The 20952-nt window shown below is 37.4% G+C and carries 14 protein-coding genes and 1 tRNA gene; 8 read left to right on the plus strand and 7 right to left on the minus strand.

Going from position 1 to position 20952, the window contains the following annotated elements; genetic code table 11:
- Positions 1-471: 471 nt before the first annotated feature.
- A complete protein-coding gene (locus tag ACVWYG_RS15545) occupies positions 472-1497 on the minus strand; it encodes an LLM class flavin-dependent oxidoreductase (RefSeq protein ID WP_457271317.1) in 1026 nt (341 codons plus the stop codon).
- Between the two features lie 151 nt (positions 1498-1648).
- Here ACVWYG_RS15545 and rsgA point away from each other — a divergent pair, with 151 nt between their 5' ends.
- Together rsgA and ACVWYG_RS15555 are read left to right on the plus strand one after the other, a co-directional pair.
- Positions 1649-2569 (plus strand): ribosome small subunit-dependent GTPase A, encoded by a 921-nt coding sequence (rsgA, locus tag ACVWYG_RS15550; protein WP_457271319.1) that lies wholly within the window; start codon positions 1649-1651, stop codon positions 2567-2569.
- A gap of 27 nt (positions 2570-2596) precedes the next feature.
- On the plus strand, positions 2597-3535 hold the full coding sequence (locus tag ACVWYG_RS15555; protein ID WP_457271321.1) for a Smr/MutS family protein: 939 nt from the start codon (positions 2597-2599) through the stop codon (positions 3533-3535).
- 1283 nt (positions 3536-4818) lie between these two features.
- Here ACVWYG_RS15555 and ACVWYG_RS15560 read toward each other — a convergent pair.
- Positions 4819-5106 (minus strand): hypothetical protein, encoded by a 288-nt coding sequence (locus ACVWYG_RS15560; protein WP_457271323.1) that lies wholly within the window; start codon positions 5104-5106, stop codon positions 4819-4821.
- A gap of 746 nt (positions 5107-5852) precedes the next feature.
- Between ACVWYG_RS15560 and ACVWYG_RS15565 the strand changes: the two genes are divergently transcribed.
- A complete protein-coding gene (locus ACVWYG_RS15565; RefSeq protein ID WP_457271325.1) occupies positions 5853-9329 on the plus strand; it encodes a preprotein translocase subunit SecA in 3477 nt (1158 codons plus the stop codon).
- 551 nt (positions 9330-9880) lie between these two features.
- Here the strand turns inward: ACVWYG_RS15565 and ACVWYG_RS15570 are convergent.
- From ACVWYG_RS15570 to ileS, 3 genes are read right to left on the minus strand one after another with little or no spacing between them, the layout of a single operon-like run.
- Positions 9881-10483 carry a lipoprotein signal peptidase gene (locus ACVWYG_RS15570; protein WP_457271327.1) on the minus strand — a complete coding sequence of 201 codons (603 nt, stop codon included), beginning with the start codon at positions 10481-10483 and terminating at the stop codon, positions 9881-9883.
- Positions 10483-10866 (minus strand): TraR/DksA family transcriptional regulator, encoded by a 384-nt coding sequence (locus ACVWYG_RS15575; protein WP_457271329.1) that lies wholly within the window; start codon positions 10864-10866, stop codon positions 10483-10485. Before ACVWYG_RS15575 ends, ACVWYG_RS15570 begins: the two co-directional genes overlap by 1 nt.
- 34 nt (positions 10867-10900) lie before the next feature.
- Positions 10901-14317 carry an isoleucine--tRNA ligase gene (gene ileS, locus ACVWYG_RS15580; RefSeq protein ID WP_457271331.1) on the minus strand — a complete coding sequence of 1139 codons (3417 nt, stop codon included), beginning with the start codon at positions 14315-14317 and terminating at the stop codon, positions 10901-10903.
- Positions 14318-14538: 221 nt separating this feature from the next.
- Between ileS and ACVWYG_RS15585 the strand changes: the two genes are divergently transcribed.
- Entirely contained in the window at positions 14539-14808 is a 270-nt protein-coding gene (locus tag ACVWYG_RS15585) for an isoleucyl-tRNA synthetase (RefSeq protein WP_457271333.1), read from the plus strand.
- Positions 14809-14941: 133 nt separating this feature from the next.
- Here ACVWYG_RS15585 and ACVWYG_RS15590 read toward each other — a convergent pair whose 3' ends face one another.
- The gene (locus tag ACVWYG_RS15590; RefSeq protein ID WP_457271335.1) at positions 14942-17293 is read right to left on the minus strand and encodes an efflux RND transporter permease subunit; all 2352 of its coding nucleotides are present in this window, start codon (positions 17291-17293) and stop codon (positions 14942-14944) included.
- 121 nt (positions 17294-17414) lie between these two features.
- On the opposite strand from ACVWYG_RS15590, the gene recO reads away from it, so the two are divergent.
- The 4 genes from recO (at position 17415) to ACVWYG_RS15610 (ending at position 20108) form a co-directional block, all read left to right on the plus strand.
- The gene (gene recO / locus ACVWYG_RS15595; RefSeq protein ID WP_457271337.1) at positions 17415-18140 is read left to right on the plus strand and encodes a DNA repair protein RecO; all 726 of its coding nucleotides are present in this window, start codon (positions 17415-17417) and stop codon (positions 18138-18140) included.
- A 65-nt stretch (positions 18141-18205) separates the two neighbouring features.
- Positions 18206-18280 (plus strand) — tRNA-Val (locus tag ACVWYG_RS15600).
- A gap of 145 nt (positions 18281-18425) precedes the next feature.
- The gene (locus ACVWYG_RS15605) at positions 18426-19622 is read left to right on the plus strand and encodes a tyrosine-type recombinase/integrase (RefSeq protein WP_457271339.1); all 1197 of its coding nucleotides are present in this window, start codon (positions 18426-18428) and stop codon (positions 19620-19622) included.
- A gap of 24 nt (positions 19623-19646) precedes the next feature.
- Positions 19647-20108, plus strand: a complete 462-nt coding sequence (locus ACVWYG_RS15610) for a hypothetical protein (protein ID WP_457271341.1) — start codon at positions 19647-19649, stop codon at positions 20106-20108.
- Between the two features lie 195 nt (positions 20109-20303).
- On the opposite strand, the gene ACVWYG_RS15615 is transcribed toward ACVWYG_RS15610, so the two are convergent.
- On the minus strand, positions 20304-20594 hold the full coding sequence (locus ACVWYG_RS15615; RefSeq protein WP_457271343.1) for a hypothetical protein: 291 nt from the start codon (positions 20592-20594) through the stop codon (positions 20304-20306).
- Positions 20595-20952: the final 358 nt, after the last annotated feature.

Raw genomic sequence — 20952 nt, forward strand, 5'->3', positions numbered from 1 at the left:
GAACAATGAATAAAAAATTAATATAATTTGGAGACCATCTGTTTAGATGGTCTTTTTTATTAGAAAACGAAAGCATGCAGTTCTTCGGTTCTGTAGCCCCCGCTGTTCGCTGTAGCCGCTTTCCCTCCCTCAAAAAACCACATCTAAAGCGGGCTGCCGCTACCATCGCGTTTAGAAACTTGGGGCTGTCTGTCTTAGGCGAAGTTGTATGGCGTTCATTCCCGACTTGTGCAATACTTCATTCGTTGGCATAACCAGCGTAGAGAAAATGGAAAAGCGAAAAGCTTAACAGAGATTTTCACCGCAAGATCGTCATGTTGAGCTAGAGAATGTTTCGATTTGTAGTTCGGAAAAACATCTAAAAAGAAAGAAAAATGAATATTCAGGATGTCCTGTAAGTGACATACTTCCCCGACAATGTCGTGGATAGGTATTCCTTCAACATTATTGACCAAACCTTACCTGGCAATTCTAAGTTCCATGCTTGGGAGTTAGGGGTATTTCGCTCAACAACCTGTAAGATTCCAAACGGTCCTCAAAACTTTCTGTAATCGTCACCGCCATAATCTCATCAACTCCATAACTAGTTGCAACCTCCTGCAGTTTATGTTTTAAAGTTTCTGGTGTTCCGTAAATCATCCGAGCTTTATTGGCATCTATCCTGGCCAACTCGGCCTCATCATAGTTGATGTTTTTAATATCATCATAAGTAAACGAACCTATTCCCTTTCCTTTTTCTAATTGCAAAAACCTATGGCCCATAAGTTTTTCTTCCTGCTCAAGTTTTTTCTCATCTTCAGAACAGAAAGTGAACAACGCCACATTTACGGCAGGCTTTTCTAAATCTAACGATGGCTTAAATTGTTGTCTGTAATAAGTTGCCGCCTCTGCCCCACCATGCGGATTGATAAAGTGAGCAAAAGAAAATCCCATACCAAAATGTGCAGCAAATACAGCGCTCTGTCCGCTGCTGCTTAACAACCATTGTTGTGGAACGGTTTCTGCAATTGGAATAGCCCTGACCTTTGCCTTCATCGGATCGTCACTTGGTATATCGTGTAAGAAGTTTAGCAAATCAGAAAGTTGAATTACAAAATCGCGTTCGCTAAACGTGTTGCTCGGATTTAAGATAGAAGCGGTAATTCTATCTGTACCGGGTGCTCTTCCCATTCCTAAATCTATCCTCCCAGGGTGCAAACATTCTAATAAACGAAAACTTTCTGCAACTTTTAAGGCGCTATGATTAGGCAGCATGATGCCGCCAGAACCTATTCGCATCGTAGAGGTGTGATTTGCTAAATGAGCAATTAAAACTTCTGGCGTAGACCCTGCTAAAGCGGTTGTATTATGATGTTCTGAAACCCAGAATCGATGATACCCTAATTTTTCTGTCTCAATAGCCAATTGAGTGGTCTCTAAAAGCGCCTGTCTTGCATCTGCACCAAACCTAACCGGCGATTGATCTAACACACTTAATTTTATTAAAGAGTTTTCCATACACAAAACAACGAATTAAAGCCCAAAGCAGACTAATTTTGCATCTTTACAAAGCAACAAATTTGACAGCCATTGGTAAAAAAGTATCTTTGCATTCAAATGTGTGCAAAGGTAATTTTAAAAAAGACCTAAAATAAATGGAAAAGGATTGATGGACGGTTTAGTAGTAAAATCTACAGGAAGTTGGTACAACGTGCTTGCAACAAATGGAACCACTTACGAATGTCGAATTTTGGGCAAGTTTAGGATGAAAGAATTAAAAACAACTAATCCACTTGCCGTTGGTGACAAGGTTTTGTTTGAATTAGAAGCAGGTAGCGATGTTGGTTTTGTTACAGATATTCTTCCCCGCAGAAACTACATCATCCGCAAATCTATAAACCTGAGCAAGCAAGCACAAATTTTGGCGGCCAACTTAGACATGGCCATTCTACTGGTCACCTTGGCCTCACCGAGAACTTCTTTTGGATTTATAGATCGCTTTTTGGTCTCTGCAGAAGCATACGGCATACCAACGGTAGTCGTTTTTAATAAACTCGATCTTTTTAGCGCACATGGCTTGGAAATTTTAGAAGAGTTTAAAAGCGTATATCAAGAAATTGGTTACAAGTGTTTGGAAGTTTCTGCATTGAATGGCACCAACGTACAGATGGTAAAAAACCTGATTGCCAATAAAACAACGCTAATTTCTGGCCACTCTGGGGTTGGAAAATCTAGTTTGATTAATGCTTTGCTGCCAGATAACACGCTTAGAACTGGAGAAATTTCTACGGCGAGTGACAAAGGACAACATACCACCACTTTCGCAGAGATGTTTCCGCTTCCTCAAGGAGGATTTATTGTAGATACCCCAGGGATTAGAGAGCTTGGCGTAATCGACATAGAACAAGCTGAACTCGGGCATTTCTTTAGGGAGATTTTTAAAACCTCGCACAATTGTAGGTTCAATAGTTGTAAACACATTAACGAACCAGGGTGTGCGGTACTGGCTGCTGTAGAAACCGGGCATATTGCTGCTTCTAGATACGAAAGCTATTTAAGCATTTACCATGGCAACGAAACACGCAGATAAATTAATCCAATACTTAAGAAAAATAACATGTTTAAATTAGGAGATTTTGTACGATTTGTAGATGAGAAACGTGAAGGTTACGTAACGAAAGTGATCGATGCGCAAACCTTGGGCGTTACAGATACAGATGGATTTGAAATACCAGTTCTAGCTACCAATTTAACCTACGTACACGGAAAAAGTAAAGCGCCAGAAGAAAAAGTTAAGGAAGCTAACGCAGTTATCGATCCTGAAAGGCAATCTACCGGAATTATTTTGGCGTTGATACCAGATAAAAATGCACAAGACGTTATTCATTTCAAATTAATAAATGATACAGCTGATATTTTACTAGTTAGCTTAACCGGGTTGCATAAGAATACATACTCGTCAGTTTATAAGGGCGTTATAGAACATTTTCAACACGTTAAAGTACATGCAGCTTCTCTGACAGATTTAAATATTTGGCCGGAGTTTGAATTTCGAATTATTTCGCACAGTAACACCGGAGAAAAACCTGCCCTTCCTTTAGTATTTAAAAAGAGTTTCAGGGCGAAGGATTTTGGCGGTGAGAAAAAAATAGTGCAAGCTATTCATGAAAAGGGATGGCAAGTAATCCTCACCGAACCATTTGCTACCATCGACCCTGAAAAATTGAAGGAAAGTTTTTTTAAATCTCCATCCGAAAAAAACTTGGTTGCAATACCACTACCAGAAGTCGACTTACATATCGAAAAACTAAGGAATGACCATCAATTTTTAAAATCTGAGGAAATCATCCAAATCCAAATGGCCGAGTTCGAAAAAAGTCTCGAAGCTGCAATTGTACATAAATTCGAAAAAATTGTTTTTATTCACGGCAGTGGTAACGGAACGTTGCGGAATAAAATACACCGGGTAATTTCTGGAAACCCACAGGTTAAAACCTTTATGGACGGACAAAAAGAAAAGTTTGGATATGGCGCAACGGAGGTTTTTTTGAAGTAGGTATCTAAATTACAAACGCAACATTAGTTATGGTGTTATTGGATGAAATTCTTTGAATACATTTTCATAAAACGACCGTTGCCGTTTTGCAGAACTCACAATACACAGAATAAAATTTTTATTAATCGTAATAACTGTTTGAGATTGGGTTACCAGGTATCGAACTCGACATCTGTTGCCTCTAAAAGATTCTCAGGTCATCAAAACATGGAAGAGCCGATCTTCTGTGGACATACCATCGTTGCGCAACGGCCAAGACCGTTTTTTGAGGCTGAACAATAAACGATATTATTACAGAAGTTTTTTTTGAAGATGCTCTATTTCATTCTTATAAGATTCGGAAGTGGAATTATTCTGATAAATTAAAAATTTCCAATTTTATAGCTTCAACATTCACCTATGGAATTAACCCCAAGGAATTACCGAACAGCAAACACTATCTTTTCTTCATATCCGGCTTTGGATACACAAGCTGGGCAACTAGGATACCTACCATACAGCAGCATTTGCATTTGAGTGATGGGGATAGGCAATGAGAACAATACAAGTCCTAACTCCCATATCAAATTAATACGCTAAATATCGAAACTTCCGGGTCGGGTCGAATAAAACTGTTTTTCATCAGCCCCTAACTTCCATTATCGAAAATCTTTACAGACAAATAGAGAACTTGTTTTCCTTTTTTCTGCTATAAACCTCGTAGTAAACGGTAGATTGAATCTTAATTTTATTTACAACAAATAAAATGACCCAAGTCCGGTAATTATGCTTAAAGTGCCTGTAGCTTTGCATCATCGTTCTATTAGAAATTCGTCAGCTACTATTTATGGAATTTCAAAATCTGCAACATAAAACGAAAATATTGATGCTGGTGCAACCAAACAGGTGGATGGCAAAACACTCGATCTTCTGATGGCCAATGAAGATATTGAGCTTGTAGCAGCGGTGCGGAAGGCAGAGAAAGGTAACTTTTTTTTCCAATAAAGGGATCAAAACAGTCTTTCTTGGTTTTGATGGTAAAAGTACTGAAATAGAAGTGTTAGAGGGCATGGACCGTTTGTTCATCGTCACCGGTTACACCGTGGACATGTTGCTTCAAAGTAAGATTTTACTGGATAATGCAAAAAAAAGCTGGTTTTAAACATGTGGTTCATCTTAAAGCTTTTGGACAAGACGACACCACTATCGGCCATTGGGCATGGCATCAAATGGTTGAAAGGTATATAGAGTGGTGTGGATTCTACTATCCACACCTTCGACCGCAGGATTACATGCAAAATTTGCTAAGCTACGGCAATAAAAAACCCATCGATAATAGGCTGATAAACAAGGTCGAATTTTCGCGAAAATTGAGTTTGCTTATACGCTCCCATAGCTGCAGAACCCAAACGATCATCAACTACATCAGAGGCGTAAACGCTGCACATGTCTGATTTATAATTGAGCGGATAATCAAAGATAACATTGCGGTTGTTTGCATTCGCAGCATAGAACGTGGCCGAGTTCGCTTCGTTAAAATCGATATTGTTGGCGCCCGTGCCATTTTTATTGCTTAGATTGGTGAATAGCAAACACCATCATCTTCGCCTGTTGAAGTAGCATTCTAAATTTGTTGGATCCAAATAGCATTTTTTGTGGCATCCTCTACAGAAAATACTAATTGATCGTTTAAGGTTTGCTTTGAAATTATAGTATATACTTGAGTATTCTCTAAATTATTAAGCAGCATTTTCGACAAATACCTAATCTTCTTTGTCGCATATCTATTCAGCTCTATAGAAACCTCAGTTTAGTTTTGAGGTCGGTCCAATTTTGATGCCTTGCATTTGCTTAATGTCTATTAAAAATGATTAATGATTAATTAGATGTTGAACTTAGAACTCAAAAAATTCCCCAAGTCCCTGTTATAATAAAGTTTAAATGCCATCGGTTTACCTTATGAAAGCTTAGATTGCCGCATTGAAAATTTTTAAGAATGTTCGAAAAATAAAAAAAAGAATACTATGAAATAGCATCTATTCAAATTGATACACATAGAACTAATTCTAGCCAAGTGGCAAACGACCTCGCTTGCTAATGCAATTTTTAAAGCTTCTTACTTCAATATTGTGTCTTAAATTTTTTTGCAATAAACTTGTATCATGCTCCTTTTGCATTTTTTTTGTTAACCAAACAAATTTATCGGCTTTTAAATAACAGATAGTTTAGATTATATACTTAATTTTAGCGCCTCGCAACTGTCAAACTGACTGCGAAAACGTGGTGGCGTAATTGTTGCATAAAACGAATTTATTAAATAAAGAATTAAAAAAATACAATGTTAGGATTTTTAGCAAAAGTTTTCGGAAGCAAATCAGAGAGAGATATAAAACTTATACAACCAGCGGTTTTAAGAATAAATGAAGAATATGCCAAGTTATCTTCCATCAGCAATGATGAATTGAGAGCGAAAACAGTTCTTTTTAAAGAAAGAATTAAGACTTTTTTAACAGATATCGACGCAAAAATATTAGGACTTAAAGCGGACGCAGAGCGTGAAGAATTAGGGCTACATGAAAAAACAGCCATTTACGACGAGGTAGATGCGCTTGTTAAAGATCGCGATAAAGAGTTAGAGAAAGTGTTAGAAGAACTATTGCCAGAAGCGTTTGCGGTGATGAAAGAAACCTCCCGTCGTTTTAGCGAAAACGAGTTTTTAGAAGTTTCCGCAACGCAATTTGACAAAGACTATGCTGCAAGGCGCAAAAACGTAACAATAGTCGGCGATAAAGCTAAATGGGCTAATAAATGGGATGCTGCCGGAACTGAAGTATTGTGGAACATGGTGCATTACGATGTTCAGCTGATCGGTGGTATGGTTTTGCACAGCGGTAAAATTGCTGAAATGGCAACTGGTGAAGGTAAAACCCTTGTGAGCACATTGCCCGCCTACCTTAATGCCCTTGCAGGCAATGGGGTGCACATTGTTACGGTAAATGATTATTTGGCACGCAGGGATAGTGAATGGAACGGACCGTTGTTCGAATTTCATGGAATGAAAGTAGATTGCATAGATAAGCACGAGCCGAATTCCGAAGAACGCAGACAAGCTTATGCGGCAGACATTACCTACGGAACAAATAACGAATTTGGTTTCGACTATTTGCGTGACAATATGGCGCAAACACCAGATCAGCTGGTGCAACGGAAATTGCATTTTGCAATGGTTGATGAGGTCGATTCAGTTTTAATTGATGATGCACGTACTCCTTTGATTATTTCCGGTCCGATACCAAAGGGCGATGAACACGAATTCTACGAATTGAAGCCTAGAATTGAACGTTTGGTTAATGCACAAAAAAGTTATGTAACACAAGCGTTAAACGAGGCAAAGAAGCAAATTGGTGCCGGAAAAAATGGAACTGAAGAAGGAGACGGAGGTTTAGCGCTACTAAGAGCTTTTAGAGGTTTGCCAAAGAATAAGGCACTGATAAAGTTCTTAAGTGAGACCGGTATGAGATCGCTACTGTTAAAGATTGAAAACCATTACATGGCAGATCAATCTAAAAACATGCCGAAGGTAGATTCTGAGCTTTTCTTTTATATAGATGAGAAAAACAATCAGGTAGAACTAACGGAGAAAGGCATTGAGCTGATTACACAATCAGGCGAAGATCCACAGTTTTTTATCTTACCAGACGTGGGTACTGAAATCGCCGAATTAGAAAAATCAGATCTTCCAGGCGATGAAAAAGTAGTGAAGAAAGACGCGTTGATGAGAGACTATTCTGTTAAAGCGGAACGCATTCACTCTGTAAATCAACTTTTAAAAGCTTATACCCTCTTCGAAAAAGATACAGAATATATCATTGATGAAGACAAGATTAAAATTGTTGATGAGCAGACCGGACGTATTATGGAAGGTCGTAGGTATTCTGATGGGTTACATCAAGCAATAGAAGCAAAAGAAAATGTAAAGGTAGAAGATGCAACGCAGACTTACGCCACTGTTACACTTCAAAATTATTTCCGAATGTATCACAAATTGTGTGGTATGACGGGTACTGCAACAACAGAAGCAGGCGAGCTTTGGAGCATTTATAAATTAGATGTGGTAGAAATACCGACCAATAGAGTAATCACCAGACTAGATGAACAGGATTATGTGTATCGTACGGTACGAGAAAAATACAATGCAGTAGCAAGTGAAATTCAGTTATTGGTGTTTCCGTATACGAATTATGAAACAGAATACGAAACTGATAAAGCTGGCAATATCAAACAAAAAGACGGAAAACCGGTGGTTTTACTTGATAGCATCGGTAGACCTGTTCCAAAGTTAGATGCCAAAGGGTTGTTAATTCCAGCTCCAGATTTAGAGACCGGCGAAATAAAATCACGTGCGGGCCGCCCAGTTTTAGTGGGAACTACTTCTGTAGAAATTTCAGAGCTTTTAAGCAGAATGCTGAAGATTAGAGGCATAAGACATAACGTGCTGAATGCAAAAATGCATCAGAAAGAGGCAGATATTGTGGCCGAAGCTGGGCAACCTGGTACGGTAACTATTGCCACGAATATGGCCGGTAGAGGAACCGATATTAAATTAGGTGAAGGCGTTAAGGGTTCGGGTGGTTTGGCAATTGTAGGAACAGAGCGTCACGAATCACGACGCGTAGACAGACAATTAAGAGGTAGGTCTGGCCGTCAAGGAGATCCAGGTTCTTCTCAATTCTTTGTTTCATTGGAAGACAACTTGATGCGTTTGTTTGGATCTGAACGCATTTCTGGCATCATGGTTAAAATGGGGATTGAAGAAGGCGAAGTGATTCAGCATTCTATGATTACCAAATCTATAGAACGTGCACAACGAAAAGTGGAAGAAAACAATTTTGGCGTGCGAAAGCGTTTATTAGAATATGATGACGTAATGAACTCACAACGTACTGTTATTTATGCAAAACGGAAAAACGCGCTATTTGGCGAGCGTTTAGAAGTAGACATGAATAACATGGTATTTGATGTAGCAGAAGACATTGTAGGCGAATATAAGTTAGAAAATAATTACGAAGGTTTCAAAGTAGAAGTAATTAAAAATTATTCCTTTGATAGCGACATATCTGAAAAAGAATTTTCTTCTACTAGTGTTATCGCACTTACTGAAAAACTTTTTGGAGAAGCTGAAGCGTTTTACGCACGTAAATCTGCAGGAATTATAAAACAGGCTTTACCTGTGCTTACCGAAGTTTATGAAGAACGCGGAAAAAACATTGAGCAGATTGTAGTCCCTTTTACAGATGGCATGAGAGCAATTCAAGTGGCTGTTGAGCTTAAAAAAGCAGTAGACACTAGGGGTAAGGAAGTGATCAGAGCTTTTGAGAAGACAATTATTTTAGCACTGATAGATGACACCTGGAAAGAGCATCTGCGCGAAATGGACGAACTAAAACAATCTGTTCAAAACGCAGCTTACGAACAGAAAGATCCATTAGTTATTTTTAAAATGGAAGCATTCAATCTGTTCAAAACCATGCTTAATACGGTGAATAAAGAAGTGGTTAGCTTTCTATATAAAGGTGGAATACCTGTGCAACAAGAGCCTGAGCAAATTAGAGAAGCTCCTGTGCAACGGAGACAGCAAAAACTACAAACCACTAAACAAGAATTTGGTGGCGCAGAACAGGGAAATGAATTTGCCGATACCCGTGAAGCGGTTGTTCAACAACCGATTAAAGCAGATCCAAAAATAGGCAGAAACGACCCTTGTCCATGCGGAAGTGGGAAGAAATATAAAAATTGCCATGGTGCAAATCTTTAGATAAAAAAACCCCGAATCCTTGAAGGTTCGGGGTTTTTTTTCAAGTATTTTAAGGTTTAGCAATCTTCATTAACTATGCCAATACGCTAACCTAGGTTTAAAGCGATGTAGGTAATTGTTTATGTAATTACTCCATTCAACTAAATTATATTCGGTTGTGCCTTTTAAAACGTTAACAGGTATCAAAAGAAGATTAAACCATCTTAGGCTTACTTTTGGTCGTATCCTATAAACTGGAAATGTTCCAAGCGGAGTAAAGATGTAACGAATGCTTTTTGCGATCTTACTCGACAATACAAGAGCGCTTTAGGGCTGATAAACGAATTCATATAGTCATTTAGAAGAATTTCCATACCCTTTTTTGATTTTTAGTTGAAATAAGATTTAGGTTAGCGTTTAGGAAAAAAGCCGTTCTAAATAATGATTTAAGGCAATTTGCTTCCTACTGAGGAAAATTTTAACACATCTATTTATCGAGGGATCAACATAAAAAAAATTCCACTCTTTTGTAAAAGGAGTGGAATAATTAAAATCTTTATAACTTACTGAAGTTAATCTTCAACCATTTCGCTGTTGATGCTCACTTCATCTTTCACATCTTCTTTAAAATATGTTTTCTGAAATACTAGGATCATAATAACGCCTAAAGAGATCGCTGCATCTGCTAAGTTGAAGACTGGCCTAAAAAAAACAAATTCGTCGCCACCCCAAATCGGCAGCCAAGTCGGGAAAAATCCTTGGGCGATCGGAAAATACAGCATGTCTACTACCCTTCCATGAAACCATGTTTCATAACCATAAATTTTCCCATAAAATACAGAATCTATAATATTCCCTGTTGCACCCGCGAAAATTAGAGCAACGTTTAAAATTAATCCTCTGTGATATTTGTATTTTACAAGATAATGTAAGCCATAACCAATTCCCGCTACCGCAACAATGCGAAATAATGTAAGTGCTAATTTACCAAATTCACCTCCAAATTCCATCCCGAATGCCATTCCGTTGTTCTCAGTAAAATGGACAATAAACCATTTACCTATCACGTTAAATTCTTGCCCTAAATACATTCGGGTTTTAACCCAAGTCTTGAAGGATTGATCGGCAATTAGGACCAAAAATATTAATAGTAAAGGTTTTGTGTAGCCTTTCATTAACCTTGTTTTAATTTTGCTTCCATACTTAAAGTAGCATGTGGCACAGCGCGTAAGCGCTCTTTTTGAATCAACTTACCAGTTTCCCTACAGATGCCATACGTTTTGTTTTCTATACGACCTAAAGCAGCTTCTAGATTGTCTATAAATTTTTTCTGACGAGCAGCAAGCTGGTTAATCTGCTCTTTCTCCATCGTTGCAGAACCATCTTCTAAAGTTTTATACGCACCAGAAGTATCTTCTGTACCATTGGCATTCGGACTACTTAAAGACGACGTTAATGACGTAAATTCTTCTCTGGCAATATTTAGCTTTGTTAAAATAAGCTCTTTAAATTCTTGTAATTCACTATCAGAATAGCGAGTTTTAGTGCTATTTTCCATATCTCTTAATTTTTGTTAACGTTAAATTTTATTTTTAGACTTTTTTTAAGGTTATGGCAATCTCAACATCATCTATTGAGATTTTGTTTTCACCAGTGTCATTATCTTCTAAAACAACATCGTCGGCCAATATTTCGGCGCAAATGTAAGCTTTGTTTTTCGCAACTGCCGCTTTAACTAAGTTAACATTTTGTAACCATACTTTAATACGATCTGTGACCTCCAAGCCCATCTCCTTTCGAATGTTCTGAATTCGATTAACGAGCTCCCGAGATATACCTTCCTCCTTTAATTGCGCACTAATAACTACATCTAAAGCAACCGTTAAATTACCAGAATTGGTTACTTGCCAACCAGGAATGTCTTCAGCAAACACTTCTACATCAGTATTTAACTCTACCGCATATTGCTTATCTTCTGCACCCACAACGGTTAAAAATCCTTCAGTTTCCAATCTAAAAATATCTTCTTGATTGGCATTCTCAATTGCCTCTTTAACAACACTCATGTCTTTACCTACCTTTTTACCGAGGGATTTAAAGTTCGGCTTTAACTTCTTCTTAACAATGCCGTGGGTATCGGTAATGAATTCTATTTGCTTCACATTCGTTTCCGATAAAATATAACCCGTTACCCTCGCAATTTTTTCTTCGAACGAGCTATTTAAAGACGGAATAAGGATTTTCTGAAGTGGTTGACGTACATTGATGCCAGATTTTTTACGGAGAGAAAGTACCATAGAGGAAATTTCTTGGGCATATTCCATGCGTTCATTCAAAGTTTTATCGAGCCAATCTGTATTCGCTTCTTGCCAATAAGTTAAGTGAATAGAATTAGTGGCGGAGGAATCGCCGGCCGATAAATTTCTATACAACCAGTCTGAAAAGAATGGTGCTATCGGACTCATCAATTGCGCAACGGTTTCTAAGCAAGCAAATAAGGTTTCGTAAGCTGCTTTCTTATCATCTGTCATTTCCCCTTTCCAAAAACGACGTCTGCTTAAACGAATATACCAATTGCTCAAATGCTCGTCTACAAAAGTTTGAATGGCACGTGCCGCTTTTGTAGGCTCGTATGTATTGTAACTTTCATCAACCTCTATAATAAGTTGTTGCAATAAAGACAAAATCCACCGATCTAATTCGCTGCGATCTTCTATTTTGGTTAAAGCATTTTTATCAATCTGAAATTTATCGATGTTGGCGTACAGTGCGAAGAATGCGTAAGCATTGTAAAGCGTACCAAAAAATTTCCTTCTCACTTCGTCCAACCCTTCTAAACTAAATTTCAGGTTGTCCCATGGTGATGCATTGCTGATCATGTACCACCGGGTAGCGTCGGCGCTGTAGGTCGCAATTGTACTAAACGGATCGACTGCATTGCCCAAGCGTTTGGACATTTTATTGCCATTCTTGTCTAATACCAATCCATTAGAAACGACGTTTTTGAACGCTACTCCAGAATTTCCTATTCTTTTATTAACAGATTTAATCTCGTCACTTGCTTCGCTAAGCATTACTGCAATGGCATGCAATGTAAAAAACCAACCTCTGGTTTGGTCTACACCTTCGGCGATAAAATCTGCCGGATACGCATGTTCGAATGCATCTTGATTTTCGAAAGGATAATGCCACTGTGCATACGGCATGGCACCACTATCAAACCAAACGTCTATTAAATCGGCTTCGCGCACCATTCGTTGGCCTTTATCCGATACTAAAATTACATCGTCTACATAAGGACGATGCATGTCTTTTAGCTCGAAACCTTTTGGCATAAACCCTGCCTCAATAGATTTATCTATTTCGGTAGTCAACGCTGCGATGGAACCGATACATTTTTCCTCTAAACCATCAGCGGTACGCCAAATGGGCAAGGGCGTTCCCCAATACCTAGAACGCGACAAATTCCAATCAACGAGATTTTCTAACCAGTTCCCAAACCTTCCTGTTCCTGTGCTTTCTGGTTTCCAATTAATGGTCTTATTTAGGGCAACCAATTTCTCTTTTACCGCGGTGGTTTTAATGAACCAACTATCCAAAGGATAATATAAAACAGGTTTATCTGTTCGCCAACAATGCGGATAACTGTGTTCGTATTTCTTAACATCGAATGCCTTGTTGTCCTCCTTTAACTTAATGGCAAGGAGTACATCTGTTGACCTGAAGTTTGGAGCCGCCCTTTCTTCGTCGCTATAATATTCTTCCTTAACATACTTCCCCGCAAAATCTGTAACCTCAGCCACAAATTTTCCCTGCTTATCTACCAAAGGCAACTGGTTGCCCTTGTCATCCCTTATCATTACGGCAGGCACGCCGCTTTCATTGGCAACACGAAAGTCATCCGCACCGAAAACAGAAGCAATATGAACAACGCCGGTACCATCTTCAGTAGTTACATAATCTGCAGGTATAACTCGAAATGCATTTGCCTTTAAATCGTCGTTTGTTACATAATTTAACAATTGATGATAGCGAAGACCCACCAAATCCTTTCCGAGGAACTCACCAGCAATTGTAAAAGGAGCACTTCCCTTACCATCCCAGTTGCTAAGCAGTTGAAAATCTGCGAGCGAAAGTTCTTTATCCTTCTTAAAAAGTTTTGACACCAAATCTTTTGCCAATACAACACTCACAGGCTTAAAAGTGTATTGGTTAAAGGTTTTTACTTTTACATAAGCGATCTTCTCGCCAACCGCCAACGCACCATTGCTAGGTAAAGTCCAAGGAGTGGTTGTCCATGCGATAAATGCGGTATGTTCTGCATCGTTTTCTATCAGCTCAGAAATGAGTTTATGTTCCTGATCTTTCCTCAACGAAAATTGCGCAGTAATAGAGGTATCTTTTAACATTTTATACGTTCCAGGTTGGTTGAGTTCATGAGAACTTAAACCTGTACCTGCTGCGGGAGAATAAGGCTGAACCGTGTACCCTTTGTACAAAAAGTCTTTATCGTAAAGTTGCTTTAATATCCACCAAAGTGTTTCGATGTAGTTATTTTGATAGGTAACATAAGGGTTTTCCAAGTCGACCCAATAGCCCATCTTTTCAGTAAGATCATTCCAAACGTCGGTATACTTCATCACCTCCTCACGGCAGGCTTTATTATACGCATCAACACTTATTTTCTTACCGATATCTTCTTTGGTAATTCCCAATTTCTTCTCTACAGCAAGTTCAATAGGAAGGCCGTGTGTGTCCCAGCCACCTTTTCTCTTCACTTGAAAACCTTTTAACGTTTTATATCTACAGAAAATATCCTTTATTGCCCTTCCCATTACGTGGTGGATGCCAGGCATTCCATTGGCAGATGGAGGTCCCTCGTAAAACGTAAAAGGATTAGATTTTGGACGAGTGGAAATACTCTTCTCAAAGATGTCTTCTTCTTTCCAAAAACTAAGTACTTCTTGGCTTAATCCAGCCAGATCTAATTGTTTAAATTCCCTATACATCAATTAAGTAACATCAAAAAATTAAGGTTGCAAATTTAAGAAATTTTGTCGTAAATAATGCGCCAAACACGAATCTTTAAAGCATCGTTATGTCATTGTTTCGAAGGCTTTTAGCCTAATTTGGACCTCAAGGCCAAACAATCAATTTATCTTAAAAGCATTAAAACTTATTCGTTAGCGCAATTGTTATTTTCTTTTTACTTTTGCTAAAAATAGTACAAATGATAAAGCTCTTAAGATTGCAACGCCCGCTCATACTTATCGTATTTGGAGTTCTGGCATACATAGCTAGCAAAGTTTTAGAAGCCTCTGGCATCGAACACAACTATTACTTGAAAGAAATTGCCGGACTGTTTCTTATAATAGGCGCATGTTGGGTAATGTATCCAATTCTATTTTCGAAGAAAGACAATGATGGAAATGTAGACATTATCACTGATCCGAAGATTGACGTTCCAGAAGATACGATGCCAACGCCTGCCGAAGAGTAAGTATAAATACACAGGGAAGGTTAAAAATCAATAGTGTTCAAAAACCTCATTTTGAAGTTTTTCATTCATCATTTTTTGGATGTGTGATTATACTAAGATTTCAATTCTTTTTTTTTAGTTTGATGCCTCATCGTTAATCATCAAAACCTATTGCGTTGCGTGCAGGTTCTTCCGCTTTAAATATTTTCCTAATTTTATTTTTATCGAGCCAAAGCACAAGCACTGGCAAAAGTGTTAAATTAAACACTAATGCGACGATCAGTGTGATGGAAAGCAGCAAGCCTAAAATTACGGTACCGCCAAATGTAGACGCTGTAAATATCCCAAATCCAAAAAATAAGATGAGTGCTATATGGGTCATACTAACGCCAGTTTCGGTTATGGTATCAGTTATCACGTGAGCAACGCTAAAATTGGTAGCGCTAAATTCTTGTTGATATCGCGTTAGAAAGTAAATGGTTTGGTCTGAGGCAAGTCCAAAGGCTATGGTAAAAATTAAAATGGTTGAGGGTTTTAAGGATATGCCAAAATAACCCATTATTCCGGCAGTAATTACTAAAGGAACTATGTTTGGCAATAGAGAGATGAACATGATGCCTAAATTTTTAAATTGGGCCAACCTTAATAACGAGATGAGCACAATGGCTAAACTAATGCTCTCTAAAAGATGCTTTAACATATAATCTGTGCCTTTGCTAAATATAATACTCGATCCAGTTAGGGTAACATCAAACTTTTTAGGAGGCAAAATACTATCAATTCTCGGCTTGAGTTCTGCGAGCAACACATCGAGCTTTTTTGAGCCTACATCTGCCATTTGAAAACTAATTCTTGTGCGCTCCTTGTCCTTATCTACAAAATTAGTTAATAAACTTGCGTTCCCTTTACCTCCGTTTGCAATATAAGATAAGATGAAGTTTTTCTCGAAATTATCAGGCAAGCGATAGTAGGCGGAATCATTATTGTAAAAGGCTTGCGTGGCGTACTTCAAACCGGCGTTAATGGAAATCGACCTAGAAAATTCGGGATATGCTGCAATCATCCTTTCCATCTTGTCGATTCGTTTCAAATTGGTCAAGTTAAAAACCCCATTCTTCTTTTTGGTATCGACACTAACCTCAAGTGGCAATATGCCTTCAAAATTTTTCTCGAAAAATTTAAGATCGGTTAAAATCTTGGAACTTTTTGGCAAATCATCTACTACATACCCGTTTACATTAATTTTAGTTACCCCAAAAGTGGCTACAAGGATTATAAAGAGGGTTAAGCCATAAATCCAACTAGCCTTGTGTTGAACGAAGTAATCCGTTTTTACTAAAAGCTTATGTAAAACGCCTTCCTCTATGTGCTTCTGTTCCTTAATTTGGGGCGCTGGGAGATAACTAAATATAATTGGAATCAAACACAAACACATCAACCAAGTTACCATAACATTTATTGCAGCAACACTACCAAATTGCATCAAAAGCTCGCTTCCGGTAAAATACAGCACACCGAATCCAATAGCTGCAGTAACATTAGCTATGAGCGTTGTAATGGCAATACGCTCTATGGTTATAGACAATGCACGTTCCTTATTGCCGTCTTTCCTTAATTCTTTTTGGTATTTATTTAACAGCAAAATACTATTCGGGATGCCAATGATTACGATAAGCGGAGGAATTAAGCCAGTTAAAATTGTCAATTCGAACCCGAATAAAACCAATGTACCGACGCTCCAAATGACGCCCATGACCACGACCAAAATTGGGAAAAACACCGCGTAAAACTTTCTGAAGAAAATGAATAGAATAATTGCGGATACCAAAATAGAAAGCCCTAAGAACAGTACAAACTCCTTACTAACCAATTGGCTAACGGCCGTGCGGATGTATGGAAGACCGGAAATGTGCACATCCATTCCATTTTCTTTCTGAAACTCGATCGCTTTCTTTTCGATTTGTTTTAATATGGGATCTCGCTTAGCCGTGTTTAGCACCTTATTGTCGAAAGTAATGGCCATAAGTGTGGCATTAGATCTATTGTACACAAGTCCTTCAAAAAACGGAGATGAGTAAAGTAAATTTTTAATAGAGTCCATCTCTACATCTGTCTTGACCAAACCCGCAGGTATTTGAACCAGAACAAATCTTTTATTAATTGTATCCTTCTGCAATCTGAAAATATGGCCGGAAGAAAGCACTTGCTTAATGCCTTTTAAACCTTTTATATCATTTGAGAGCTTAACCCAATTGTTATAAACAGCTCTGTTAAAAATATTCGGAGACTTAATTCCGAGCACCATAACACTTCCATCCTCTCCAAACTTCTGTCTAAACTGTATGTATTTTACATATGCACTGTCGGTTATCGGTAGAATTTTTGCACCTGTGTAGGAAAGCTTAACATTTTTAGCCTGCCAAGCCATGAAAGCTGTACCTAGTACAAAAAAAAGAATGATGACAATACGGTTTTGAAGTATAAATCTGGATAGCTTACCCCACATGCTGTGCTTATTTAATTTCTAAAGATTAGCGCAAAAATAAAATTTTTGTAGTGTAAGAAAATCTTTTAGCCCATTTTATTTTCCCCAAATAACATACTTTTGAAAAAATGTTTGTTAGGTCATGCTACAGAAGGTGCGAGGTATTGTATTAAAAACCACAAATTATGGTGATTCTAGCATCGTAGCACAGATTTTAACCGATAAATTTGGCACACAGTCCTATTTGATTAATGGCGTTAAGCGTCCAAAAGCTAAAATCAAAATGAACATGTTGCAGCCGCTACATTTATTAGATATGATCGTTTATCATAAATCAAACGATAATCTACAAAGAGTTTCAGAATTGAGACCCTCGCCAGTTTTTAAAAGCATACCATATGATTTGTTAAAAACAACTATTGTTATTTTTATAAATGAGGTATTGTACAAAAGCATCAGACAACAAGTGCCTGACGAAAATTTATTTGACTTTATTTTTAATGGGCTTTGCTGGTTTGACGAAACCGAAAAAGCCGGACCCAACTTTCATTTGGCATTTTTACTTAAACTTACCCGTTTTCTTGGATTTTCGCCCAACGAGCAGCAGCGAAAAGACCAAATTTATTTTGATTTACAAGAGGGAGAATTTGTATCTAAAGTACCGATACATGCACATTACATAACCGAATTAAACGCTGAACCATTTATTTTGCTGTATAAAAGACCAATTGAAAAATCTTCAGAAATCATTTTATCTAACGTCCAGCGGCGTGTAATCTTAGATAAAATATTGATTTACTACCAATTACATACAGCATCATTTGGTGAAATTAAATCACATAAAATACTGGAAGATCTATTTAGTTAAAAAAGTTGAAATAATATTTGGAAGATTACTTTATAGCACTATATTTGCATTCCCAAAACAAACAAGGGAAATTAGCTCAGCTGGTTCAGAGCACCTCGTTTACACCGAGGGGGTCGGGGGTTCGAACCCCTCATTTCCCACATTATCAAAAACAACTGAAAGGAAACGTATCAAATACGTTTCCTTTTTGCATTTAGAGCCGCTTTTGCTTATATTTACATACGTTATCAACCGAACATTTATCTAAAATGTTTGCACTATGTTTGCACCAATGTTTGCACCAAAATGGCTTCTATAAAAGTAATATTATCAACGAATAAAATCTATGCTGATGGATCTCACCCAATTGTTTTCCAAATTATAGATAATCGGAAAACTTTCAAAAAGGTCATACATAAATGCTTGCCAAAATTTTGGGATTCAAGCCAAGCTCGGGTGAAGTCTGTATCACCAAATGCATTTGAAATTAACAAACTCATAAACTCTAAACTTAGCTTTTATGAGAAGGCGATTTTGCTCGCAAATGAAGAGGATAGAGAAATCTCGAGTAAAATATTTGAAGAAAACAGCTCGGTTTCTTTAGTTGATGGTCTGGAATTAGAGATATCAAAATTAGAGGCTTCTAAGAAATTTGCTACTTCGACCCAATATGATATTATTAAAACGCAAGTCAAAGATTTTAAAGACATCAGGCTAGACAGAATTGATAAAGACTGGATCGACGGCTTCGCTAATTTCTTAAGGCTTTCAAAAGCCAATAGCGGGTACACCATCAATAAAAAGATATCGAGAATTAAATCTACAATTCGGAAATATGGGAAAAAGAATATAAATGCCGAAGTCAACGAGTATAAGAAATCCTCGGTAGAACAAATTAAGGCAAAATTAGACAGGGAAGAACTTGATAAAATAATTAATTTAACACTTCCTACTAATGATATTATAGAAGCTGTAAGAGACTTTTTTGTTCTTCAGGTCTACTTACGAGGAGTTAGGGTTGGCGACTTGTTACAAGCGACGTCTGAAGACTTTAAAGATGACCGGTTTGTATATAGGAGTTTTAAAACTAATACAAATTATGACCTATCATTAATTTTGCCCGCTCGAGTTATAGTGCTTAAGTATAGCGCCCGAAAATATCAAAAACTATTTCCCTTTTGGAAATTTACATCGAATTCCAAAAAATCTGCAGATGACAATGAAAAAGCACGAACAAAGCATAAGGAATCTTGCACCACTGTAATAAATAAATACCTTAAAATTCTAGCTGAAATGGCAGGAATATCTAAAAATCTTTCAACGCACATTGCTAGGCATTCTTTCGCAGTACTCGCTGATGAAAGTACCGGCGGGAATATGGCAATAATTCAACAACTATTGGGGCACTCGAAACGATCAACCACTGAAGGCTATATAAAAAATTTGAGAAAGGTAGATATGCTCGATAAAGCAGCTGATGATATCTTTAAGGATATTTTGTAATTTTATATAGAAAAATAAACTAGCATGAAAAAAATAGCACTCCTAATTCTAACCATGGCTTCAATAGTTGCAGGTTGTAATTCAAACAAAGAAGCAGACAATTATCTCGGAATTTGGGCGGCGAGTGATCCTAATGATAGTATTAGCGCACCGGTAACTATTTATAAGGAAGGTGAAAACTATTTTGCTAAGGTTACAAATAAAAATATAGCGTCAGACATTCCCTTAGTGTATAATGAAAAGCAAAAATATATGACTATGGGTCAGGAGATTAGATTATACTATTATTACAATAAGCTTAAAATGAATTTTAGAGGAAAAACCGAACAGTTAGAGAAAATTACTGAATCTGAGGCTAATCTTCGAACCGAGAAGATGGCAATTAAACTTAAAGCCGACAGCATAAAAAAAGCTAATCCCTTTAAAGATTATAAAAATAGTGATGCTGATATTGCTCGAGATATTTTAAAAAACAGAAAGTTTTAACTGTTCATCTATTTCTACAAGACATGATTTCTTTAATCTAAGATAAACATTCACCCCTCAATATTATTTGTATCGCTATTAAATTCTTATCCGCCCCAAGCTTCTCTTATTTGTTCTCATTGCCAGGTTCAATTAAGTGAGGGATTTCTCTACGACTCATTTACGCTAGTTTGGTTAGGAAGGGATACTGCAACATTATCTTGAAGTTGCTGATCGATTGTAGCCGCGAGAATAATCATTACTTTTTGACCGCTCGGCATCAACATCTATCTCCAACTTCTTATCCTTGATAAACTGGAATTTCACGTCTCTAAAGGCTCGTTCGTATCCCTTCCCATAGTCTTTAGACTTCAATTCATCACCCTCTTTTCCAATTAGAGCGTTTAAACCATTCATCAATAAATAAGAAATTCCACCATCTAACAACGGAGAAACAATTAGAGCATTTTTACTAGATATAATTCCTCTTCTATCGACATTACTCATCTGAAAGACAGCTCCATCTTGAAGCTCTACCTCTTTTAGTTTTGTATATCAATCCTTTTGCTCTGGAGTGAATAAGACAGATGTCTTTATGTTATAATATAAAGAAGTCAATTAAATAGTTAATACATTTCACGTGTCATAAGACTTCTTTAACCAATACTATTTATAAGACGTCAAGATATAGAGACATATTTAAATAAAAGTGTTTCTATATAATAATTTGATTGTTTACTTAGCAATAGGGAACATAAAGCTGTTTTATTATCACTTATTATTCGTTAAGCAAAAATTTAATAATCTCACAAAAACAACCGTTTTTTGAGACCAAAGCAGGGCGTTGGTACCTCGCCGACTACGA

Source organism: Pedobacter sp. UYEF25 (assembly GCF_054061655.1).